The sequence below is a fragment of the Sphingomonas jejuensis genome, assembly GCF_011927695.1.
Taxonomy (GTDB): Bacteria; Pseudomonadota; Alphaproteobacteria; order Sphingomonadales; family Sphingomonadaceae; genus Sphingomonas_K; species Sphingomonas_K jejuensis.
In genome coordinates this window covers 1,663,077-1,683,719 of the sequence record NZ_JAATJE010000001.1, presented here as the reverse complement: position 1 = coordinate 1,683,719, position 20,643 = coordinate 1,663,077, and the positions used below count along the sequence as shown (strand labels likewise).

Here is a 20,643-nt window from a genome sequence, read left to right as displayed (position 1 = left end):
GTGACCGACGTCGCCCTCCTGTCCGACGCGCGCACGGCTGCGGTCGCGGTCCTGCTGCCGAAGCTGCGCGAGCGCTGCGGCCGGCGTGGCGACGTGTTCCACTACGAAGTGGACGAGGGCGGGGACGTGGAGACCGCGCTTGCGACGATCGCACTGGTCCGTCCCCGCGTGCTCGCCATAGTTGGCGACGACGCGACGGTGAGCGAGGTGCTGACCGTGATGGAAGCGCGGCAACCGTTCGGTGCCACGCCGCCGCCGATCGCGGCGCTGGGCGGAGGAGCGGCCGACGTGGTGCCCCACATGTTGGGGAGCCCCGGATGTTCGGTCGAAGGGCTGGAGCAGGCGGCGCGCCTGGCGCGGGCCGGGCTTGGCGGTCGATTGATCAATCGGGTGCCGGTCGCCGTTACGGCCGGTGGGCTGAGGCGGCTGGGGCTGATGGTGCGGACGGCTGGCCGAAGGTCGATCAGCCTGCGCGCTTCCGCCGACAGAGGTGCAAAGATCAGCGGGCGGTTCTCAAGGCTGGTGGTGGTCGGCAACCAGGCGGAGGGCCGGGCGGAGACGCCGCGGCTGACGATGCTGGCGGTGGAGGCAGGCTGGCGCGCGGCCTTGAGTGCCGCGGCCGCTGCCATCACGGGGCGGCTCGGAATGCCGTGGGCAACAGGCGGTCATGGCACCCGGTGCGACGATGTGGCGATCGACGGCGCGGACCGGCTGCTGCTTGATGGCGCGGCCATCGCCGGACCGACGATGCGGCTCGAGCCGGCGGCGCCCGTGACCTTCCTGAAGCTGGCCGCCTAGGCCGCGATCGGGGTAACGCCGGGGCGCTGGTCGCAGGCGCTATCCACCGCAAGCTCCAGCGCGCGCATCGAGAAGGGCTTTCGGAGCACCGGATAGCCGCCGAAATCGGCCTCGTCGGCCTCCCCGGTGAAGCCGGTCACGAACAGCACGGCGGCGTCGGGCGCCTGGCGCACGAGCATCGACACCAGTTCCGGCCCCGACATCCCCGCCATGACGACGTCCGACAGGATGAGGTCGACCGGCCCCGACGCGGCGAGCAGATCCGCCGCACGTTCGGGCCGGTTGCAGGCGATCGGGCGGTGACCAAGCTCGATGAGCGTGTCGACCGTGGCGGAGAGCACGCGGGCGTCGTCCTCGATCACCAGGATGGTGCGGCCGGTTGCGTCGATCTCCACCGGCCGTGCCGGCGCGGCATCGGCCGGCACCGCCAGCAGGCCTGTGTAGCGGGGCAGCAGCAAGGTGACGGTGGTGCCGCGCCCGGGTGCCGAGGCGATCAGGACCTTGCCCGACGACTGGCCGACGAAGCCGAACACCTGGCTGAGTCCCAAGCCCGTCCCGAGACCGACCGGCTTGGTGGTGAAAAAGGGTTCGAACACCCGGTCCAGCACCTCCGCGGACATGCCGCAGCCATCGTCCGATACCTCGATCGCGAGGTAATCGCCGGGATCGAGATCCGCCTGGTGGCCGGGCGAGAGCAGGCGGTTGGCGGTGCGGATGGTCAGGATGCCGCCGCGCTCCATCGCATCGCGGGCATTGACCGCCAGGTTCAGGATGGCGTTTTCGAGCTGCAGACGGTCGACCCAGATCGGCCAGGCACCGGGCGCAAGATCGGTGTGGACGCGGATCTGTTCGCCAAGCGAGCGATCAAGGAGATCGGTCATCCCGGCGATCAGGGCGGCGGGATCGTGCGCGGCCGGCATCAGCGGCTCGGCGCGTGAAAAGGCGAGCAGGCGACGGGTGAGCGCGGCGGCGCGGACCGCGCCTTCCATCGCCTTGTCGATCTGCTGCATCGCTTCGGTCGGGCGATTGTGGATGCGGCGCCGGGCGAGTTCCAGGCCGCCGGTGACGACCGCCAGCATGTTGTTGAAATCATGCGCGATGCCGCCGGTGAGCTTGCCTACGGCTTCCATCTTGTGGGCCTGGCGCAACTGCGCCTCGGCCGCGGCACGCTCGGCTGCTTCGGCGCGCAGCCGTTCGTTCGCGTCGCTGAGTTCGGCGGTGCGAAGCGCCACCGCCTCCTCCAGCACCTCCGCACGAAGCGCCGACGCTTCCATGTCGCGGTCGGCAAGGCGGCGCTGGCCGACGGCGCGGGCGGTGAGCCAGGCGAGCAGACCGGCGCCGAGGATCAGCAGGATGCCGAACATGCTGAGCCGCGAGGCGATGCGGTTGGAGCTGTTGACGAGCTCCGTCGCGTCGCGGGAACGCGAGGAGAGATTGCGCCGCTCGCTCGCGATCAGGTCGTTCAGCAGGTCGGCCATCTGCTGCAGGCTCTCCGCCCGCGCGGCCTGATGGTAGAGGCCGATGCCGTTCATGCCCTGGCCGTAGGCGGTGCGCAGCGCCGATTGCGACAGTTCGCGGCCACGCTCGTCATAGGTCAGGCGGAGCCGGCGCAGCATCGCCTGCTGCGCGGGATCCTCGCGCGTGTCGCGTTCCAGCCGGTCGATGATCGCACCGGCGCGGCGCCATTCCTGATAATAGAAGCGGCCGACATCGATGTCGCTGGAGAGCACATAGCGGCCAAGCGCCGCCTCCGCCTTCGTCAGCGTGCTTTCCAGCGATCGTGCCTGCAGCATGACGCCGAAGCTGCGTTGCTGTTCGGCGAGCGCGGCATCGCGCTGCCGGTTGGCGGCGGAGACGTTGCTGACGAGCAGGATGATGGCGATGACCGACAGCATGCCAAGCGCCGCCGCCAGCCAGCCGAGATAGCGCCGGAAGTCGACGCGCGGCGCGGACGGAAGCGGGGACACATAACTCATCGCCAGCCCACGCTAGGGCCGGATGGTTAACGAGATGTTTAAGTTCCCGAGCCGATCGCGCCTGTGGCACGGCCGGCCGCATCGAACATGCCGATGATCTGTTCGACCTGTTCGGCCGTATGTTCCGCGCACAGCGAGCAGCGCAGCAGGAACATGCCCGCCGGCGTCGCGGGCGGGCGGGCCATGTTGACGTACAGGCCCTGTTCCAGGAGCGCCTGCCACATCGCCACCGCCTGCGTCTGATCGTGCAGGATCACGGCGATGATCGCCGACTGCGGCGTGTCGGTGCCGAGCGTGAAGCCCAGGTCCTTCAGCCCGCCGTGGAGCCGCCGGCTGTTCTGCCACAGGTGAGCACGCTTGTCGGCGGCGTGGCGAAGCTTGCGGATCGAGGTCGCGGCTGTGGCGACGACCGACGGGGGAAGCGAGGCGGTGAAGACATAAGGTCGGCAGACGAGCCGCATAACGTCGAACTTCGGATGGTTGGACACGCAAAAGCCGCCCACCGTGCCGACCGACTTCGAGAAGGTGCCGACCACGAAGTCGACATCGTCGGCGACGCCCTGTTCCTCATACACGCCGCGGCCGTTGGGGCCGAAGAAGCCCATGCCGTGCGCCTCGTCCACCAGCACCATGGCGCCGTGCTTCTTGGCGACGGCGACCATTTCCGGCAGCGGGGCGATGTCGCCAAGCATGGAATAGACGCCTTCCAGCACGACCAGCTTGCCCGGCTCCTTCGGCAGGCGGCCGAGCCGCTTGTCGAGATCCTCGACCGAATTGTGGCGGAAGCGGACCACCTCCGCATTGCCGAGGCCGCAACCGTCGTAGATCGACGCGTGGCTGTCGGCGTCGAGGATGATGTATTCGCCCTTGCCGGCAAGCGTCGAGATGATGCCGAGGTTTGCCTGGTAGCCGGTCGAGAAGACCATGGCGTGATCGGTGCCGTAGAACTCCTTGAGCGCCTCCTCGCAATCCTTGTGCGGGGAGTAGGTGCCGTTGAGGACGCGGCTGCCGGTGGTGCCCGAGCCGAACGCATCGAGAGCGGCCTTGCCGGCGGCGACCACGTCCGGATCGAAGGTCATGCCCATGTAATTGTAGGTGCCGAGCAGGATCGTCTCGCGCCCCTTGATGATCGCCAGCGTGGGTGAGAGCACCTTTTCCATGACGATCGCGAACGGATCGCGCACGCCGGTGTCGATCAGCGCCTGCCGCTCCGCGATCAGGGCATCGAACTTGGACAGGAGGTCGCGCTCGGGCGCCACGGGCGCGGGATCGATCGCGGTCTGGTGCGGGGTCACGGCAGCTTCGGTCATGGCCGCGCCATAACCCGCCGATTGCGGCGTGGGTAGGGCGCGTGGACGTGAGTGACCGGGCGCGAAAGTTGACAAAGTTGACGACACGTCCCCGTCAACTTCGGGTCTCCAAGGAGGGTCGAGGAAGCAACTGTGAGGTAGAGCGGGGCAGATGCGGGCGACATGGCGGAATGTCTGGCACAGAAGCGGGGCTGTAGGACAGCGCGATCGCCGCGCACGTGCGTGGCCGAGAGAGGCGTCAGCCTTTGTCCTCTGCCAGCACATGCGCGACGAGCGCGTTGGCGTGGCCGTGGCCCATGCCGTGGTCGGTCTTGAGCCTGGCGACCAGATCCATGTGCTTTGCCGGCAGGTGACTGCGGATGATCGCCTGCCAATGGGCGATCGGCTGGCCGTATTTCTGCTCGATCGCGGGGAAGTAGGAGGCGGGACCCTTCACCTTGTCGGTCATCGCAGGTCCCTCCGCTTCCGGCGCCGTTTCAGCCCTGCTGGAGCTTGTCCACCGCGTCGACGAGCTGGCCGACCGTCTCGATCTCCGCCTGCATGTTCATGGTGATGGTGATGTCGAACGTGTCCTCCACCGCCGCCACGAAATCCATGACGGTGAGGCTGTCCCATTCGAGATCGCCCTGGAAGGTGGTGGCGTCCGTCACGTCGACGCCCTTCTTGTTGAAGGGTTCGATCTGTTCGGCAACGCGGGCGAAGGTCTGGGCGCGGTCGGTCATGCCCCGCGCTTTAAAGCCGGGAGTGCCCGCCTACAACCACCCCGCGGCGCGGTAGCTGTTGGCGGTCGCGACAAGCCCCGCGCGCGTGTCGACATGCGGGTTCCAGATGTCGGCCGGCGGGCGCCGCGCGGGATCGGCCACCCAGTCGGGATGGCTGTAATAGGCGGCGCGGTCGCGCGTGAGCTTGGCCCGGCGTCCGCGAAAGAGGCGGTCCAGGCGCGACGCGATGGACAAAACGGGGCGCGGCGCGTGGAGCGCGACGATGCGGGAGCGGCCGACCGCAGCCCCGATCGCCTCGGCAAAGCCCGCCTGGCTCCAGCCGCCGGGCGTGCCGTCGTCGGGTTCGTAGGTCTGGCCGATCGTGTCGGACGCGGGAACGAGCGACAGGAGGAGGCGCGACAGGTCGCTCGCCTCGATCACCGACAGGCGGCCGCCGGGAGGCAGCAGCACGACGCCGCGCCGCGCCATCTTGAACAGTTCGAGGATGTCGCGGTCGCCGGGTCCGAACACGGCGGGCGGGCGCACGCTGGTCCAGTCGAGGCCGCTGGCGGCGACGATCTGTTCGGCGCGGAACTTGGACCAGCCATAATCCGACAGATCCGGCTCCCGCGCGGCGAGCGAGGACACGTTGACGAACCGCCGGATGCCGGCGGCCGCGGCGGCCTCCACGACGGCAAGCGTGCCGAGGACATTGCCCGCCTCGAACCCGGCGCGATCGCGCGCGGTGGTGAGGCCGGCGACATGGATGACGGCGTCGGCGCCCTCCATCAGCCGTGCAAGCGCGGCGGGATCCTCCAGCGAACCGCCGATCCAGTCGACCCCGCGCATGGCGGGCTGCGGTCGCCTGGCGAGCGCGCGGACATGGTGGTGGCGGAGCGCCGCGTGGCGCAGCAGCGTGCCGCCGACGAAGCCGGTGCCGCCGGTGATCGCAAGCACCGGCAGCGATCCTGCCGTCACAGCGGGGACCAGGGCTTGTCGTCGCCGGCCTGGTCGGCCGCGGGTGCGGGCGGGGCGATCTCCTCCAGCAGCCGGTCGAGCACGGCATCGAGCCCGGCGCCGGTCGCGCCCGACAGCGGCAGCACGTCCGCCCCGCTTTCGGCGCGGAGCATGTCGGCGAGCTCGGCCGTCAGTTCCTCGTCCAGCGTGTCCACCTTGTTGAGGGCAAGCACCTGCGGCTTGTCCGCCAGCCCGGCGCCATAGGCGTCAAGCTCCCCCATCACCGTGCGGTAGGCAGCGACCGGATCCTCCCCATCGGCGTCGACGAGGTGGAGAAGGACGCGGCAGCGCTCGATATGGCCGAGGAAGCGGTCGCCGATGCCGGCGCCCTCGGCGGCGCCTTCGATGAGGCCTGGGATGTCGGCGATCACGAATTCGCGGTCGCGGTGGCTGACGACGCCAAGCTGCGGCCGGGTGGTGGTGAAGGGATAATCGCCGACCTTCGCCTTGGCGTTGGTGACGGCGTTGATGAAGGTGGACTTGCCCGCATTGGGCAAGCCGACCAGCCCGGCATCGGCGAGCAGCTTCAGCCGCAGCCAGACCCACATCTCCTCCGCCGGCCAGCCGGTGCCGTGCTGGCGCGGCGCGCGGTTGGTCGAGGACTTGTAGCTCATGTTGCCGCGGCCACCGTCGCCACCGCGCAGGAACACGCGCCGCTGCCCGACCTCGGTGAAGTCGGCCAGCACATGCTCCTTGTCGTCGGACAGAATCTGGGTGCCGACGGGCACCTTGATCACCGTGTCCTCGCCGCCCGCGCCCGTGCGGTTGGCGCCGGCGCCGCCATGGCCGCGCTCGGCACGGAAATGCTGCGTGTAGCGGAAGTCAATGAGCGTGTTGAGGCCGGCCACCGCTTCGAACACGATGTCGCCGCCCTTGCCGCCATTGCCGCCGTCGGGGCCGCCATATTCCATGAACTTCTCGCGCCGGAAGCTGACCGCTCCCGGCCCACCCGCGCCCGAGCGGACGAAGATCTTGGCCTGATCCAGAAAATGCATGGCCGGCACCTAAGGATGGCGCGCAAAAAGGCAAGCACGGCGGGAGGGGCTGTGCCCGGCGGCGCCATGCCCCTACATGCGGGTGGATGGATCGTGATGCGCTGTTGTTGCGGATGGATGCGGCCGCCGTGGCGGCGGGGACCGAGATCCTGCGCGTGCGCGATGGGGGCATCTCGGCCCGGACCAAGTCCGACCTATCGCCGGTGACCGAAGCCGACGAGGCCGCCGAACGCATCATCCTGGCCGCGCTGGCGGCGGCGGCGCCGTCCATCCCGGTGATCGCGGAGGAGCAGTGCGCCGCCCGGGGGATTCCGGAGGCGCCGGAGCGATTCTTCCTGGTCGACCCGCTCGACGGGACGCGCGAGTTTGTGGACGGGCGCGACCACCATACGGTCAACATCGCGCTGGTGGAGGCGGGTCGCGCGACGCTGGCGATCGTCTCCGCGCCAGCGCTGGGGCGGCTGTGGGGCGGGGACGTCGTGGCGGGCGATGCCTGGACGCGCGACCTGCCCGGAGGACCGCGCCGGCCGGTGCGCGCGCGGGTGCCGGACGCTTCGCCGGTCGGGCTGGCGTCGCGCAGCGTGGACAGCGCGGAGACGCGCGACTGGTTCGCGCGGGCGGGGGTGACGCAGATCGACCGGATCGGATCGTCGCTGAAACTGTGCCTGATCGCAGAAGGCGCGGCGGACCTTTATCCGCGGCACGGGCCGACGTCCGAATGGGACATCGCGGCGGGGCAGGCGGTGCTGGAGGCGGCGGGCGGCCGGGTGCTCACGGCGAGCGGCGCGCCCCTTCGCTACGGCAAGCGCGGCTGCGCGAACCCGCCGTTCGTCGCGGCGGGCGCGTTCGACCCTCCGCTGCCGTGAGGATGCTGGCGCGCGCCGCGGTCGCGTGCAACATGGCGCGATGACGACAAGGAGCCTGTTCCGGGCCTTCGCTTTCATGGTGGCGACCGTCCTGACGGCGCTGTCACCCGGCACGGTGCGCGCGCAGCGGGCGCCCGTGGTGCTGGCGGCCGCATCCATGCAGGAGGCGCTGACCGCCGCAGCCGATGCCTTTGCCCGGACCGGCCAGCCGCGGCCGGTGCTGAGCTTTGCGGCGTCCTCTGCACTTGCGCGGCAGATCATCGGGGGAGCGCCTGCCGACCTGTTCGTGTCGGCGGACGAGCCATGGATGGACCAGCTGGCGGCGCGCGGGCTGATCGCGCCCCGCAGCCGCGCGACACTGGTCTCGAACCGGCTGGTGCTGGTGGCCGGGCGGGGCTTTCGTGGCCCGCTCGTCATCCGGCCGCGCTTTCCGCTGGCGCAGGCGCTGGGCAGCGGGCGGCTGGCGATCGGCGACCCCGCGGGCGTGCCGGCCGGGCGCTATGCCCGCGCCGCGCTGCAGCGGCTGGGTGTCTGGGCATCGCTCGCCGATCGCCTAGCGCCGGCCGAGAGCGTGCGGGCCGCGCTGGCGCTGGTGGAGCGGGGGGCGGCGCCGCTCGGCATCGTCTATGCGACGGACGTGCGCGAAGCATCGGGCGTGCGGGTGATCGGCACCTTCCCGGCCGCCAGCCATCCGCCGATCCGCTATCCAATCGCGCGGGTGGCACGATCCGCCAACCCGGCGGCCGAGCGGTTCCGCCGCTTCCTGCTGGGGCGCGAGGCGCGGGCGATCTTCCGGCGGCACGGCTTTCTCGACCCGGCCTGATGCTGTCGGCGGAGGAATGGGCGATCGTCGCCCTGTCGGCGCGGATTAGCCTGGTCGCGGTCGGCGCAAGCTTCCCCGTGGCGCTGGGGCTGGCGTGGGTGCTGGCGCGGTGGCGCTTTCCGGGCAAGATCCTGCTGGACGCGCTGGTTCACCTGCCGCTGGTCATTCCGCCGGTGGTGACCGGCTGGCTGCTGCTGATCCTGTTCGGGCCGGCCGGGCCGGTGGGGGCGTGGCTGGAGCGAAGCTTCGGCGTCGTGCTGGTGTTCCGCTGGACGGGCGCGGCGCTGGCGGCGGCGGTGATGGCGTTGCCGCTGATGGTGCGGGCGATGCGGCTGTCGATCGAGGCGGTCGACCCGCGGCTGGAGGCGGCGGCGCGGACGCTGGGCGCGGGATGGTGGCGGGTGCGCTGGACCATCTCGCTGCCGCTGGCGCTGCCGGGCATGCTGGCGGGTCTGGTACTGGGGTTCGCCCGGTCGATCGGTGAATTCGGCGCCACTGTCACCTTTGCATCTAACATCCCGAACGAGACCCGCACGTTGCCGCTGGCCATCTATTCGGCGCTGCAGCTGCCGGGGGGCGAGGCGGCGGTGCTGCGGCTGTCGCTCATCTCGATCGCGCTGTCGCTGGCGGCGCTGGTGGCATCCGAATGGCTGGCGCGGCGGCATGGGCAGGCGCATGTCCTTTGACATCGACGTCCGGCGGCAGCTGGGCCGGCGCGAGATCGCGGCGCGCATCGTCACCGACGCGCGGGTGGTGGCGGTGGTGGGCTCGTCGGGTGCCGGCAAAACGAGCCTGCTCAACATGGTGGCCGGGCTGCTGCGCCCGGACGCGGGGCATGTCCGGCTGGACGGCGACACGCTGTTCGACGCCGGCGGCGCGGATGTGCCGCCCGAGCAGCGGCGCATCGGCTATGTCTTTCAGGAGCACCGGCTGTTCCCGCACCGCCGGGTCGGCTGGAACCTGGATTATGGCGCGCGGTTGAGGATCGCGGAGGAGCGATGGATCACGCGGGACGAGACGGTGGACCTGCTGGGCATCGGCCATCTGCTCGATCGCTGGCCGCGCAACCTGTCGGGCGGCGAGGCGCAGCGGGTGGCGATCGGCCGGGCATTGCTGAGCGCGCCGCGCGCGCTGTTGCTGGATGAGCCTTTGGCCGCGCTCGATCCGGCACGGCGTGACGGAATTTTGACAGTTTTGGAACAGATTCGTGACACTCTCGCTCTACCAATGATCTATGTGAGCCATGACCGCGCGGATGTCGCCCGGTTGGCCGGACATGTGGTGGAGATGGGTGGTGGCGAGTAGCGGTGCAGCCTTCAACGACAGCCTGACGCCGAGCTTTCGCGCGCAGCTGGGCGAGGCGCGCGTGTTCGGCGAGTGGCTGGCGGGACGTGCGCAGCGCAGCCGGCTCGTCGCCGGGCGCGACGGCCACGGGCGCGCCGTGATGGTCATCCCAGGGTTTCTGTCGCGAGACCTGTTGACCCGGCCGCTGCGCGACACGCTGACCGCCGCCAATTATCATGTGGAGGGATGGGGCCTTGGGCTGAACCGGGGCGTCACGCCCGATCTGCTCGACCGGCTGGGCGCGCGCATCCGCGAGGTTGCGGCACTGCACGGCCCGGTCGCGCTGGTGGGATGGAGCCTGGGGGGCCTCTACGCGCGCGAGGCGGCCAAGATTGCGACGGACGACGTGTCGCAGGTGATCACGCTCGGCACGCCATTTTCCGGCGATCCGCGCGCCAACCGGGCGTGGCGGCTGTACGAGCGGCTGAACGGGCACCCGGTCGACAATCCGCCGATCAAGGTGAGCGTCGGCGAGAAGCCGCCGGTGCCGACCATTGCGCTGTGGTCGCCGCTGGACGGCATCGTCGCGCCGGCCTGCAGCCGGGGGCTGACCGGAGAGGCCGACCTGACCGCGCGCGTGCATTGTTCGCACAACGGCTTCGTGCGGGCCCCCGCGGCGCTGGAAGCGGTGCTGGACGCGCTGGAATGCTGGGAGGGTTGATTGCTGATGCCGCCTGAACTGATGGCCGGGCGCTGAGCCGGATCAACCAGTTCGCTGGAGTTTCCTGCACCCCGGCCTAAGATGTTTCGGTGCCGCTCGTTCTTTCTCGATCCTTCCTGGGGACGGCAGCAACAGAGCGTGAGTGCGTCGGATACAAGGTGGCGCTGCGCCGCGCGACGGTGCCGGCGGACGAAGTACCCGAGCATTCGCACGAGACGGCCCACCTGATCCTGGCGGTCGATGAGGGCTACCGGAGCGATGCGGCAGGCGCCGACGCGTGGCGCGGGCCTGCTATGCTGGTCTACAATCCGCCTGGAACCGTCCATCGCGACCGGTTCGAGCAAACCGGTGGCCGCTTCTTGTCGATCGATGTGCCCGATGGGATGGAACCGGCCGGCATCATCGACGCAATCGCCCTGACGTCAGGACCCGCGCGGATGGCGGCAAACAGGGTGATCGCCTCCATGCTGACCGGGGGCGCGCCGCTTCAACTGGAGGATGGGCTGGTTGCGCTTTCTGCAGCGCTGCTGCCTCGTGAGAACGCTTCACCGGAACCGCCGTCATGGCTCCGCATCGCCGTCGAAGCCGCGCGCGATCTTGCCGACGATCCGGCGTTGCGCGTGCATGATTTGGCAGCATGTGCCGGTGTCCATCCCAGTCACTTGGCGCGCGCTTTTGCACGGCATATCGGCTGCTCGCCAGGCGCAGCGATCCGGCGGGTTCGGATCGATCGAGTGGCGGCGGCATTGAGGACGCGTCAATCGATCACGACGGTCGCCGCAGCGCACGGCTTTTCGGATCACGCCCACCTGACGCGCTGTTTCAGATCAGCCTTTGGCGTCACTCCATCCGCCTTTCGAACGGCCTTCGACTAGCGCCGGAATGTTGCAGACGTTCAAGACCAGCCCTGGTTGCCGCGTTAGACGTCCGCATTCCGGTGAGATGGAGAGGGGCCAATGGGTCGACGGCAAGAATGGATTGCGACGATCGCAGCGCTTGCGCTGTTGAGCCCGGCGCCAGCCGCGGCGCAGCGGGAAACCGGCATCAATCCGGCGCAGCAAAGGTCGATGCTGGCGATCGATGCGGCGGTGAAGGACGGCGCGTTCGGGTCCGTCACCAGCATTCTGGTCGCCCGGAACGGCCAACTGCTGCACGAACGCTATTTCGACGATGGTGGCGCCGAGGAGCGGCGAAACACCCGGTCGCTGACCAAGACCGTCACCGCCATGCTGGTCGGCCTTGCCATCGAGCAACGGAAGCTGTCGGGGGTTGGAGCGCCTGTGATGCCGTTCTTTGCGGACGCTGCGCCCTTTGCCGCACCCGATCCGCGCAAGGACGCGATCACGGTGGAGGATTTCCTCACCATGAGTTCGATCCTGGAATGCGACGACGACAACAGCTTTTCCCGTGGCAACGAGGAGCGAATGTACCTGGTGGAGGACTGGGTACGCTTTACCTTCGACCTGCCGGTTCGAGGTTTTCCAGCATGGAGCCGTAAGCCCGAAGACAGTCCCTATGGCCGTGCCTGGAGCTACTGCACCGCGGGTGTATCAATGCTGGGCGCGATGCTGGAGCGTGCGACGGGAGAGCGGCTCGACGTCTTTGCCGGTCGCTCGCTGTTCGCGCCGCTGGGGATCGTCGGAGCCGAGTGGCAGTTTGCGCCGACGGGCTTCGCGCAGGGCGGCGGCGGCCTCAGCCTCAGGAGCCGCGACCTGCTGGCGCTGGGACAGCTTCTGCTCGACGGCGGGAGGGCCGGGGGGCGGCAGGTTCTGCCTCAAGCCTGGGTGCGGGAAATGACCACGCCGCACGCGCATGTCGACGATAGTCGCGGCGACTATGGATATCTGACGTGGCTGCCGCAGATCACCTTCCGGGGCGCGCGGGTGCAAGCGTTCGGGATGTACGGCAACGGCGGGAACAAGGTTGTGGTGGTGCCGGCGGCGAGACTGGTCGCGGTCATCACAAGCACGGGTTACGGGCAGCCGAATGCCCACGCTCTGTCGGAGCGATTGCTCACCGAGCATATCTTGCCCAGCCTGGTCGATTGAGGACGCCTCAACCGCCGGTTCTTCACGCTGCAGGTCCGTCCTACTCCGCGGTTTCTAGATCGCGGAGGCTTCGGCCGCGGGTTTCTCGGCCGAACAGTGCAACCAGGCCTGTGGACGCGGCCATCGGCAGGAGGAGCGCCAGGGCCGCGCCGCCCAGCGTGGGGATCAGCCCGATCAGCGCGAAGCCCTGCACCGCCACGCCGCCGAACTTGCTGCTGCCGGCGATCAGGCCGGTGGCGCGGCCGCGTACACCCGTCGGGTAGTTCTCGGCCGCATAGGGCAGCAGCACGGCGATCATGCCGTTGCTGCCCACCACCAGCGTCGCGATGACGGCGACCAGAAGCGGCGGCGATGACAATGTGGGTGCCGGCAGGAGTGCGCCGGCGAGCCCGAGGAACGTCATGACGATGGTTCCGACCAGCGTCCATTTGCTGCTCCAGCGGCTGTAGAGCAGCGCGGCGAGCATGATTGTCGGCAGGGCGATCAGGGAGGAGCTGGCGATGATCCCGCTGGCCAAACCGGCGCTGTAGCCGCGCGCCTGAAGATCGGAGGGGAGCCACAGCAGCAGGCCGAAGGTGACGAAGCTCCACGAGAGGGCGGTGATCACGAGGGCGGCGGTCAGGGGGCGATGATCCTGCATGCCGGCAGCCGAACCCGGCTTCGCCGGAGGTGCCGGGCGCCTGACGATGCCGAACCGGCGCGCCATCTGCGCGAGTTCCTCCTCGCGCCCCTGACCCATCAGGAAGCGCGGGGACTCCGGAATCCACCGCGCGAGCGCGAGCAGCAGCAGCCCGGTGGGGAAACCCTGAAGCCAGAGGCTCCGCCAGCCGAAGGCGGGTTCGAACAGGTGGGCTGCGCCGCTCGCCGCGAGATAGCCGCCGACGAGGCCGGTGCCGCCGACAAGAACGAGAACCCAGCTGCGGTGTCGCGGCGGCATGACCTCCGCCAGCAAGGTGTAGACGACCGGCAGCATGCCGCCCGCCGAACAGCCCATGAGAAAGCACATCACCAGGTTCCATCCGAAGGACGGCATGGCCCCGCAGATCGATGTTGAGACGAACAGGATCGTCGACAGCAGAATGGACACCCGCCGCCCGTAGATGTCGGCAAGCCAGCCCCACAGGAACGAGCCCACGGTGGTGCCGAGCAGCGCCACGAACGGGAGGAGCGCCGCGGATGCAGGGGCGATCCCATATTCCTGGCGCATGCCGGGAAGCACGAAGCCGAGCGTTGCCGGCTTCATCGTGTCGATGATCAGCCCCAGCGTGAGCACCAGGAGAACGGCCGCATGAGCACCGCCCAGCCGCGTGTCGTCTGGCGCCTCGAACAGCGTGGCGGCAGCATCGCCGTGCCGGACGCGATGCCTTGGCAGCGCACCGAAGATCGCCGCCGGCACGCCGACCATGATCAGCGCCATGCCGGCATACATCCAGCCGTCCATCGGCATGCCGGACAGATGGTTCCCCATCTCGTGCGCCGTCGCGAGCATCGGCAGATGGAGGGCGACACCGGCGCTGATCGCGGCGCATCCGGCCCAGAAGAGCGGCCAGCGCTCCCCGAAGATGGAGGCGCGCCGTGGGGTGGCACGAGCGTGAGCCATGGGTGTCGAACCTAATCGGCAGCAGGCGCAGCGCATGCGGCCGGGCGGTCTGCCTCGTCGAGCATTGCGCAGCCACGCTCGATCTCGGCGCGGATGAGCTCGCAGCTGTTGGCGGGATTGCACGGCGGGCGCGTGGCCGGGGACACGGCGCGGCATTCGGTCGCCAGCCTGGTGGCGGCCTCGGCGCCGATCTCCGCGGCGCAGGAGCCGGCGGGGACGGGACCGGCGGGGAGCGGGGCGACGGGCGGCACAGCCTCATATTCAGGCTGGTTGGCGACCGGCGTCGTGGATGCAGCATCGGGCGCCGGCGGCGGGGATGCCTGATCCTGTTCGACCGCCGCCGTGTCGGGTGCGGCGGCATTGGCTGCAGGCTCTCCGGACGGGGCAGCGTTGCAGCCGGCGAGGGCGAGCAGCGTTGCGGTGGCGAGCAGGCGGGCGCGCGTGATCATGCCGGGTCTCCGGAGGCTTCGAGGAAGGGTGCCGCGACCGCAGCGGGAACGCGCACGAGGCGGCCGCTGGCACGGTCGACGATCGCCCACGTGGTCTTCGCCTCCACCTTCACGCGGCCATCGTCGCCGGTGAAGCGCATCAGCCGGTCGAAGCGCGCGCCGCGCGGGGCATCGGCCACCCAGGTCTCGGCCGTGACGCCCTCGCCGGCCTTGAGGTTGGAGCGGTAGTCGATCTCGTGCCGGGTGATGACCCAGACATAGGCCGCGTCATGCGCCGGATCGGCGACCGCGCGCCAGTGCGCCACGGCCACGTCCTGGATCCAGCGCACCCAGACGGCATTGTTGACGTGGCCAAGCTCGTCAATGTCGTCCGCCTGCGCCACGAAGCGGCGGGTGAAGGGGCGGGCCATCGCCTACTCCGCCACGCCCATCTGCCAGAGGATGAAGGCCTGTTCCTCCGCATCCTCGCGCAGGCTTTCGAAGCGGCCTGACTTGCCACCATGCCCGGCGCCCATGTTGGTCTTCAACAAAAGGATGTTGTCGTCCGTCTTGGTGGCGCGGAGGCGGGCGACCCACTTGGCCGGTTCCCAATAGGTGACGCGCGGATCGTTGAGGCCGGCGGTGACGAGCATCGGCGGGTACGCGCGGGCGGCGACATTGTCGTAGGGGCTGTAGCTTTGCAGCAGGCGGAAGGCGGCGGGATCGGTGATGGGATTGCCCCATTCGCCCCATTCGCCCGGCGTGAGCGGCAGGCTTTCATCCAGCATGGTGTTGAGCACGTCGACGAAGGGGACGTGCGCCACGACCGCGCCGAACAGCTCCGGCGCCTGGTTGACGACCGCGCCCATCAGCTCGCCGCCGGCCGAGCCGCCGGAAGCGGAGATGCGGCCGGCCGCCGTGTAGCCGCGCTCCACCAGGCCGCGGGCGACGTCCACGAAATCGTTGAAGGTGTTTGTGCGCTTTTCCAGCCGGCCGTCATGGTGCCACTGCTGGCCGAGATCGTCACCGCCGCGGATGTGGGCGATGGCATAGGCAAAGCCGCGGTCGAGCAAGGACAGGCGCTCGGTCGAGAAGCCGGGCGGGATGGCATAGCCATAGGCGCCATAGGCGTAGAGGTGGAGCGGGCGGCTGCCGTCCAGCGGGAAGTCGGCGCGGTGAACGACGGACACCGGGATCGGCGTGCCGTCGCGCGCGGGGATGGTAAGGCGGGTGGTGCGGTATGCGGCCGCATCGTAGCCGGACGGGATCTCGTCCACCTTGAGGACGGTCTGCGTGCCGGACGCGACGTCATAGTCGGCAACGGTCGACGGCGTGACCATGGATTCATAATCGAGCCGCAGCCGGTCCACCGCCCATTCGGGATTGTCGCCGAGTCCGGCGGTGTAGCTGGTTTCGGGAAAGGCGATGCGCCGGCCCTCCGCAGGGCGATCGTAGCGGTGGAGCGCGATCTGATCGAGGCCGGCCTCGCGCCCTTCCACCACGAAGAAGTCGCGAAAGGCGGAGACGCCGGTCATGTAGAAGTCGGGCGAGGTCGCGATGAGTTCCCGCCAGGTGCCCGGATCCTCGACGGTGGCGGTCGCGAGGCGCCAGTTGGGGCCGGTGTCGTTGGTATGAATGAGGAGCGTGCCGTCATGCTCCTCCAGATCATATTCGCGCCCGTCCTGACGCGCGGACACCAGGATGGGCGTCGCGCGCGAGTTGTCGGCCGGGATCAGCCGCAGCTCCGACGTGTCGTGATTGCCGACGCCGAGCACGATGTAGCGGCGGCTGTGCGTCATCCCCACGCTGACGGAGAAGCGCTCGTCGGCCTCCTTGTAGATTTCGATGTCCTGATCCGCGGGCGTGCCGAGCAGGTGGAGCCGGGCATTGTCCGTGCGCCAGTTGGCGTTGGCGAGGCCGTAGAACAGGCTGCGGTTGTCGGCCGCCCACACGAGCGACGACAGCGTGCCGGGAATGACGTCGGGAAGCAGCTCCCCCGTTTCCAGGTCGCGGATGCGGACGGTGAAGCGTTCCGACCCGTTGTCGTCGACGGCATATGCGAGGAACCGCCCGTTGGGGCTGATGTCCATCGCGCCGATGCGGAAATACTCCTTGCCCTCGGCAATCGCGGGGCCATCCAGGATCAGCTGATCGGGGCCGCCCGCGACCGGCCGGCGCCAGTATTTGCGATACTGCCCGCCTTCGTCGAACGACGACCAGTAGAGCCAGTCGCCGTCCTTCTGCGGCACGGACGCGTCGGCTTCCTTGATGCGGCCGCGCATTTCCTGGAACAGCGTTTCCACCAGCGCCTGGTGCGGGGCCATGGCCTGTTCGAAATAGCTGTTTTCGGCGTTGAGGTAGGCGAGCACGTCCGGATCGTCGACGGTGGGATAGCTCGCATCCTTCAGCCAGGCATAGGGATCCTCCACGCGGATCCCATGGCGTTCAAAGCTGTGGGGGCGCTGTTCGGCGACGGGTGGCGTGAGCGTCATGCTGTGTCCTTGGGCAAGGGCGGGACCCGCGAGCAGGGCGGCAAGGCTGAGGACGAGGCGCATGGACACTCCGGCGTCTGGCCCCGCGAGCGCGAGGTCGGTGGGGCTGCTGGCCTCGCGCGGGCGGCGGGCCTATGGATCGGCACATTTCCTAGGCCCGAGGTTTCATCCATGTCCACCCACGCCGACCGTCTTCGCGCGCTTCGTGACCAGCTTTCCCAGCAATCGCTCGATGGGTTCGTGGTGCCGATCAGCGACGAGCATATGAGCGAATATGTCGGCGGCTATGCGCAGCGGCTCGGCTGGCTGACGGGGTTCGGCGGATCGGCCGGGACGGCGGTGGTGCTGCCGGCGGAAGCCGCGATCTTCACCGACGGGCGGTACACGCTGCAGGTGCGCGAGCAGGTGTCGGCCGACCATTGGAGCTATCAGCCAGTCCCGGAGGTGAGCGTCGCCGAGTGGCTGAGCGCCCATGCGCCGGCGGGTGCGCGGATCGGCTACGACCCATGGCTGCACACGGCCGACTGGGCGAAGGCAGCGGGCGACGCGCTGGCCGCCAAGGGCGCGACCCTGGTCGCGGTGGAGCGCAACCCCATCGACGCGATCTGGGCGGACCAGCCCGGCCGGTCGGACGCGCGGCTGAGCGTCCAGGCCGACGAACATGCCGGAGTCTCCTCCGCGGCCAAGCGCCAGGACATGGCCGACTGGCTGAAGACCGAGGGGGCTGATGCCGCCGTGCTGTCGGCGCTGGATTCTGTCGCCTGGACGTTCAACGTCCGCGGCAAGGACGTGGACCGGACGCCGGTCGCGCTGTCCTTTGCGCTGGTTCGCGACGACGGCACCGCCGACCTGTTCGTGGCGCCGGACAAGATCGGCGACGACGTGCGCCAGCATCTGGGCAACGGCGTCAGGGTGCATGACATCGCCCGGTTCGAGGCGCATCTGCGCGGGCTGGCGGGGCGCACGGTGGCGGTCGACCCCGAACGGTCGGTGGCGGCGATCTTCTCGGCGCTGGAGGCGGCGGGCGCGACCGTGCTGAGGCGGCGCGACCCGTCCGTGCTGCCGCGCGCGATCAAGAACGCGGCGGAGCAGGCCGGGCACCGGGCCGCGCAGGCCCGCGACGGCGCCGCGATGGCGAGGTTCCTGAAGTGGGCCGCCGAGACCCTGCCCGGCGGCGGTGAGACGGAGCTGTCGGCGGCGGCGCGACTGGAGGCGTTCCGCGCGGAAACGGGCCTGCTGGAGGATCTGAGCTTCGACAGCATCTCGGCAACGGGCGCGCACGGCGCATCGCCGCATTACCGCGTGACGGAGGAGTCGAACGCCCGGATCGAGCCGGGCACGCTCTACCTGATCGATTCAGGCGGGCAGTACCGCGACGGCACCACCGACATCACCCGCACGATCGCGGTTGGCACCCCGACGGCGGAGATGCGGGATCGCTTCACCCGCGTGCTGCAGGGCCATATCGCGATCGACCGCGCCGTCTTCCCGGACGGGGCGCGGGGCAGCCAGCTCGACAGCTTCGCCCGGGCCAAGCTGTGGGAAGCGGGGCTGGATTACGGCCATGGCACCGGGCACGGCGTCGGCAGCTTTCTGGGCGTGCATGAAGGCCCGCAGCGGATCGCGGCATCGACCTATCCGGGCGGCGGGCCGGCCGAGCCGCTGCGTGCGGGCATGATCCTGTCCAACGAGCCCGGCTACTACAAGGCAGGGCATTGGGGCATTCGCATCGAGAACCTGGTGCTAATCGAGCCGCGCGAGATCGACGGGGCAGAGGGACGCTTCCTCGGGTTCGAGACGCTGACCTTTGCGCCCATCGACCGCACGCTGATCGACGCGGACGCGCTGTCGGGTGACGAGCGGATGTGGCTGGACGCCTACCATGCAAAGGTGCTGCAGCGGATCGGCCCGCTGGTGGATGCGGACACGCGTGCGTGGCTGACCGCGCAGTGCGCGCCGATCAGCGGGGACGGGGCGGCGTAGGCGCGTCGCCCGCCTCGTCTGGCGACGCGTCCCGATCGTCGAGCACGCGGTCGGGCGCCTTGCGCCGCCGCAGGTTGGCGCGCAGCGCGGCGGCGAGGCGATCGGCGCGGTCGCTGTCTTTCGTCATCCGCGTGACGTGGCCGGTCCGCTTTCGGTTGACAAGGGCGGACCCGCATCGCCATAGGCCGCGCTCGTTCCGCTCGCCGGACCGTGCTGCCGTAGCTCAGTGGTAGAGCGCATCCTTGGTAAGGCTGAGGTCGTGAGTTCAATCCTCACCGGCAGCACCATTTCTCAGTTGCTTAGCCCCGCCTTCGTTGTGGTGGGGAGGTTTTGACATCACCGAGCCATCGCGGGTCGGTGCTTTCCGTAACTCGTCCCCGGCGACCAACCGCTTCATTTTGCCGCAAGCAGGCGACTGGACGGCGTTGTTTATGTGGCCGGCGGTCTATTTGGCTTGTTGTAGGCGTACTAAATAGTTTTCCCGTGCCCGCGCTCGTAGCGATGAGTTAACGCGCCGCACACGAAACGGCGAAACGTTTCCAGTCGATCCGGGACGCGAACGCCCGCATGTGACCGAACGTCCGGTCGTCCGCGCGCTCAGGACAATATAGATTTCCGTCCGTGCCTCACCAGAAGCGCAGACGGCCGCCCAGGATGCCTTTGAGAAGCAAGTGATGCAGCCGCGGACTGTCGCGACCGCTCAGCAGGTGCGCGCCCAATCAGCGTTGATCACAGCCGCCGTGGCCGACCAGCCCGGTCCACAGATCCAGCGTCTCGCGTCAGTAGCGGTTCATCGCCGTCGCGATGGCGGCCAGCTTGGCCTCGCCCGCGCAGTTCAGCAGACCGAGCCGGCTGAGAGCCGCCAGATACCGCATGCCCCGATCATCCCAATGCGTATCGCATCGCGTGTCCAATAGGGCGTCGCTGGGGTCGCCAGCTGAACGAGATCGTGCATGACGCCCGGCTTCGATGGTCGAGCACAGGCGATCCGGCGAGGCAGGCTGCGCCGCTACCGGCTGCGATCAGCTGGCGGCCCGCCGCCTTCCGCGTCATCGAAGACGATATGAGCACCTCGCGGTGTTCGGGGCACACGAGCACCGACGGGAGCTGATGCGCGCGCATTCACCAAGGATCCGGGTACCTCGGCAGCATGTCGTCGACAAACGATCTGCAGAACCGTAGCCTGTCAGGCGGCGGCACGGCCGCCCAGCTGCGCAGCACACGGTGATGAAGGTGGCCGAGAGGGAAGAGGTCGCCGCTCACGCGATGGAGTAGCACCATAGGCAAGACGATCACCGAGGCTTCCTGGATCGAGAAGGCCGCATACGAACTCGGTATCCTCACCGGCCAGGACGGGGCGTGGTGCTTCCGCGATGCATCTCGTCACGCCGCGCAGGCGAGGCGCGCGGTTCCGGGGCTCGCCGGATACGAACCGCGCGCCACCATGCGCGAACTCTACTCCGAGAAGAACATTCGCCGCTCGCCCGCTCGCGCCGTTCGCCTTTCACCTCAGGGGAACTCTTCACATTTCCGGGGTAAAACCACACCGCCTCGCCATCCGCTACGATACCGCGCCGGGGGCGGCCACCGGTTTAAGATGA

Annotated in this window: 20 protein-coding genes and 1 tRNA gene; 10 read left to right on the top strand and 11 right to left on the bottom strand. The window is 69.2% G+C overall.

Annotation, left to right across the window (positions count from 1 at the left end):
- Positions 1-798 (top strand): diacylglycerol kinase family protein, encoded by a 798-nt coding sequence (locus GGR88_RS08495; protein WP_167954080.1) that lies wholly within the window; start codon positions 1-3, stop codon positions 796-798.
- Here the strand turns inward: GGR88_RS08495 and GGR88_RS08490 are convergent.
- The 6 genes from GGR88_RS08490 to obgE all read right to left on the bottom strand — a co-directional run bounded on the left by GGR88_RS08490 (position 795) and on the right by obgE (position 6,797).
- Complete coding sequence (locus GGR88_RS08490) at positions 795-2,774, bottom strand: ATP-binding protein (RefSeq protein ID WP_167954079.1); 1,980 nt, start codon at positions 2,772-2,774, stop codon at positions 795-797. The genes GGR88_RS08495 and GGR88_RS08490 overlap by 4 nt on opposite strands.
- 38 nt (positions 2,775-2,812) lie before the next feature.
- A complete protein-coding gene (spt, locus tag GGR88_RS08485; protein ID WP_167954078.1) occupies positions 2,813-4,084 on the bottom strand; it encodes a serine palmitoyltransferase in 1,272 nt (423 codons plus the stop codon).
- A 238-nt stretch (positions 4,085-4,322) separates the two neighbouring features.
- Positions 4,323-4,532, bottom strand: coding sequence for a DUF4287 domain-containing protein (locus GGR88_RS08480; protein WP_167954077.1), 210 nt, complete (start codon positions 4,530-4,532; stop codon positions 4,323-4,325).
- A 28-nt stretch (positions 4,533-4,560) separates the two neighbouring features.
- Positions 4,561-4,806: an acyl carrier protein gene (locus GGR88_RS08475; RefSeq protein ID WP_167954076.1), complete on the bottom strand. Its 246-nt coding sequence runs from the start codon at positions 4,804-4,806 to the stop codon at positions 4,561-4,563.
- Positions 4,807-4,836: 30 nt separating this feature from the next.
- Positions 4,837-5,748 carry an NAD-dependent epimerase/dehydratase family protein gene (locus GGR88_RS08470; protein ID WP_167954459.1) on the bottom strand — a complete coding sequence of 304 codons (912 nt, stop codon included), beginning with the start codon at positions 5,746-5,748 and terminating at the stop codon, positions 4,837-4,839.
- Positions 5,749-5,759: 11 nt separating this feature from the next.
- On the bottom strand, positions 5,760-6,797 hold the full coding sequence (gene obgE / locus GGR88_RS08465; protein ID WP_167954075.1) for a GTPase ObgE: 1,038 nt from the start codon (positions 6,795-6,797) through the stop codon (positions 5,760-5,762).
- Between the two features lie 86 nt (positions 6,798-6,883).
- On the opposite strand from obgE, the gene cysQ reads away from it, so the two are divergent.
- The 7 genes from cysQ (at position 6,884) to GGR88_RS08430 (ending at position 12,539) form a co-directional block, all read left to right on the top strand.
- On the top strand, positions 6,884-7,663 hold the full coding sequence (gene cysQ / locus GGR88_RS08460; protein WP_167954074.1) for a 3'(2'),5'-bisphosphate nucleotidase CysQ: 780 nt from the start codon (positions 6,884-6,886) through the stop codon (positions 7,661-7,663).
- A gap of 76 nt (positions 7,664-7,739) precedes the next feature.
- Positions 7,740-8,486, top strand: coding sequence for a molybdate ABC transporter substrate-binding protein (modA, locus tag GGR88_RS08455; RefSeq protein ID WP_167954073.1), 747 nt, complete (start codon positions 7,740-7,742; stop codon positions 8,484-8,486).
- Entirely contained in the window at positions 8,486-9,172 is a 687-nt protein-coding gene (gene modB / locus GGR88_RS08450; protein WP_209023219.1) for a molybdate ABC transporter permease subunit, read from the top strand. The genes modA and modB overlap by 1 nt, the downstream gene beginning before the upstream one ends.
- Positions 9,162-9,791, top strand: a complete 630-nt coding sequence (locus GGR88_RS08445; protein ID WP_167954072.1) for an ATP-binding cassette domain-containing protein — start codon at positions 9,162-9,164, stop codon at positions 9,789-9,791. The genes modB and GGR88_RS08445 overlap by 11 nt, the downstream gene beginning before the upstream one ends.
- A complete protein-coding gene (locus GGR88_RS08440) occupies positions 9,781-10,491 on the top strand; it encodes a lipase family protein (protein WP_167954071.1) in 711 nt (236 codons plus the stop codon). Before GGR88_RS08445 ends, GGR88_RS08440 begins: the two co-directional genes overlap by 11 nt.
- Before the next feature lie 158 nt (positions 10,492-10,649).
- Positions 10,650-11,366 carry a helix-turn-helix domain-containing protein gene (locus GGR88_RS08435; RefSeq protein WP_167954070.1) on the top strand — a complete coding sequence of 239 codons (717 nt, stop codon included), beginning with the start codon at positions 10,650-10,652 and terminating at the stop codon, positions 11,364-11,366.
- 81 nt (positions 11,367-11,447) lie between these two features.
- Positions 11,448-12,539, top strand: a complete 1,092-nt coding sequence (locus tag GGR88_RS08430; RefSeq protein WP_245196474.1) for a serine hydrolase domain-containing protein — start codon at positions 11,448-11,450, stop codon at positions 12,537-12,539.
- Positions 12,540-12,579: 40 nt separating this feature from the next.
- Here the strand turns inward: GGR88_RS08430 and GGR88_RS08425 are convergent, their stop codons facing one another.
- From GGR88_RS08425 to GGR88_RS08410, 4 genes are read right to left on the bottom strand one after another with little or no spacing between them, the layout of a single operon-like run.
- The gene (locus GGR88_RS08425; RefSeq protein ID WP_245196473.1) at positions 12,580-14,139 is read right to left on the bottom strand and encodes an MFS transporter; all 1,560 of its coding nucleotides are present in this window, start codon (positions 14,137-14,139) and stop codon (positions 12,580-12,582) included.
- 11 nt (positions 14,140-14,150) lie between these two features.
- Positions 14,151-14,588 (bottom strand): hypothetical protein, encoded by a 438-nt coding sequence (locus GGR88_RS08420; protein ID WP_167951676.1) that lies wholly within the window; start codon positions 14,586-14,588, stop codon positions 14,151-14,153.
- Positions 14,585-14,998 (bottom strand): acyl-CoA thioesterase, encoded by a 414-nt coding sequence (locus GGR88_RS08415; protein WP_167954069.1) that lies wholly within the window; start codon positions 14,996-14,998, stop codon positions 14,585-14,587. The genes GGR88_RS08420 and GGR88_RS08415 overlap by 4 nt, the downstream gene beginning before the upstream one ends.
- Positions 14,999-15,001: 3 nt before the next feature.
- Positions 15,002-17,059, bottom strand: a complete 2,058-nt coding sequence (locus GGR88_RS08410; RefSeq protein WP_167954455.1) for a S9 family peptidase — start codon at positions 17,057-17,059, stop codon at positions 15,002-15,004.
- 171 nt (positions 17,060-17,230) lie between these two features.
- Between GGR88_RS08410 and GGR88_RS08405 the strand changes: the two genes are divergently transcribed.
- The gene (locus GGR88_RS08405; RefSeq protein ID WP_167954068.1) at positions 17,231-19,042 is read left to right on the top strand and encodes an aminopeptidase P family protein; all 1,812 of its coding nucleotides are present in this window, start codon (positions 17,231-17,233) and stop codon (positions 19,040-19,042) included.
- Here the strand turns inward: GGR88_RS08405 and GGR88_RS08400 are convergent.
- Positions 19,020-19,169 carry a hypothetical protein gene (locus tag GGR88_RS08400; RefSeq protein ID WP_167954067.1) on the bottom strand — a complete coding sequence of 50 codons (150 nt, stop codon included), beginning with the start codon at positions 19,167-19,169 and terminating at the stop codon, positions 19,020-19,022. The two genes, GGR88_RS08405 and GGR88_RS08400, sit on opposite strands and share 23 nt — an antisense overlap.
- A gap of 85 nt (positions 19,170-19,254) precedes the next feature.
- Between GGR88_RS08400 and GGR88_RS08395 the strand changes: the two genes are divergently transcribed.
- Positions 19,255-19,329 (top strand) — tRNA-Thr (locus GGR88_RS08395).
- The last annotated feature ends 1,314 nt before the right edge of the window (positions 19,330-20,643 follow it).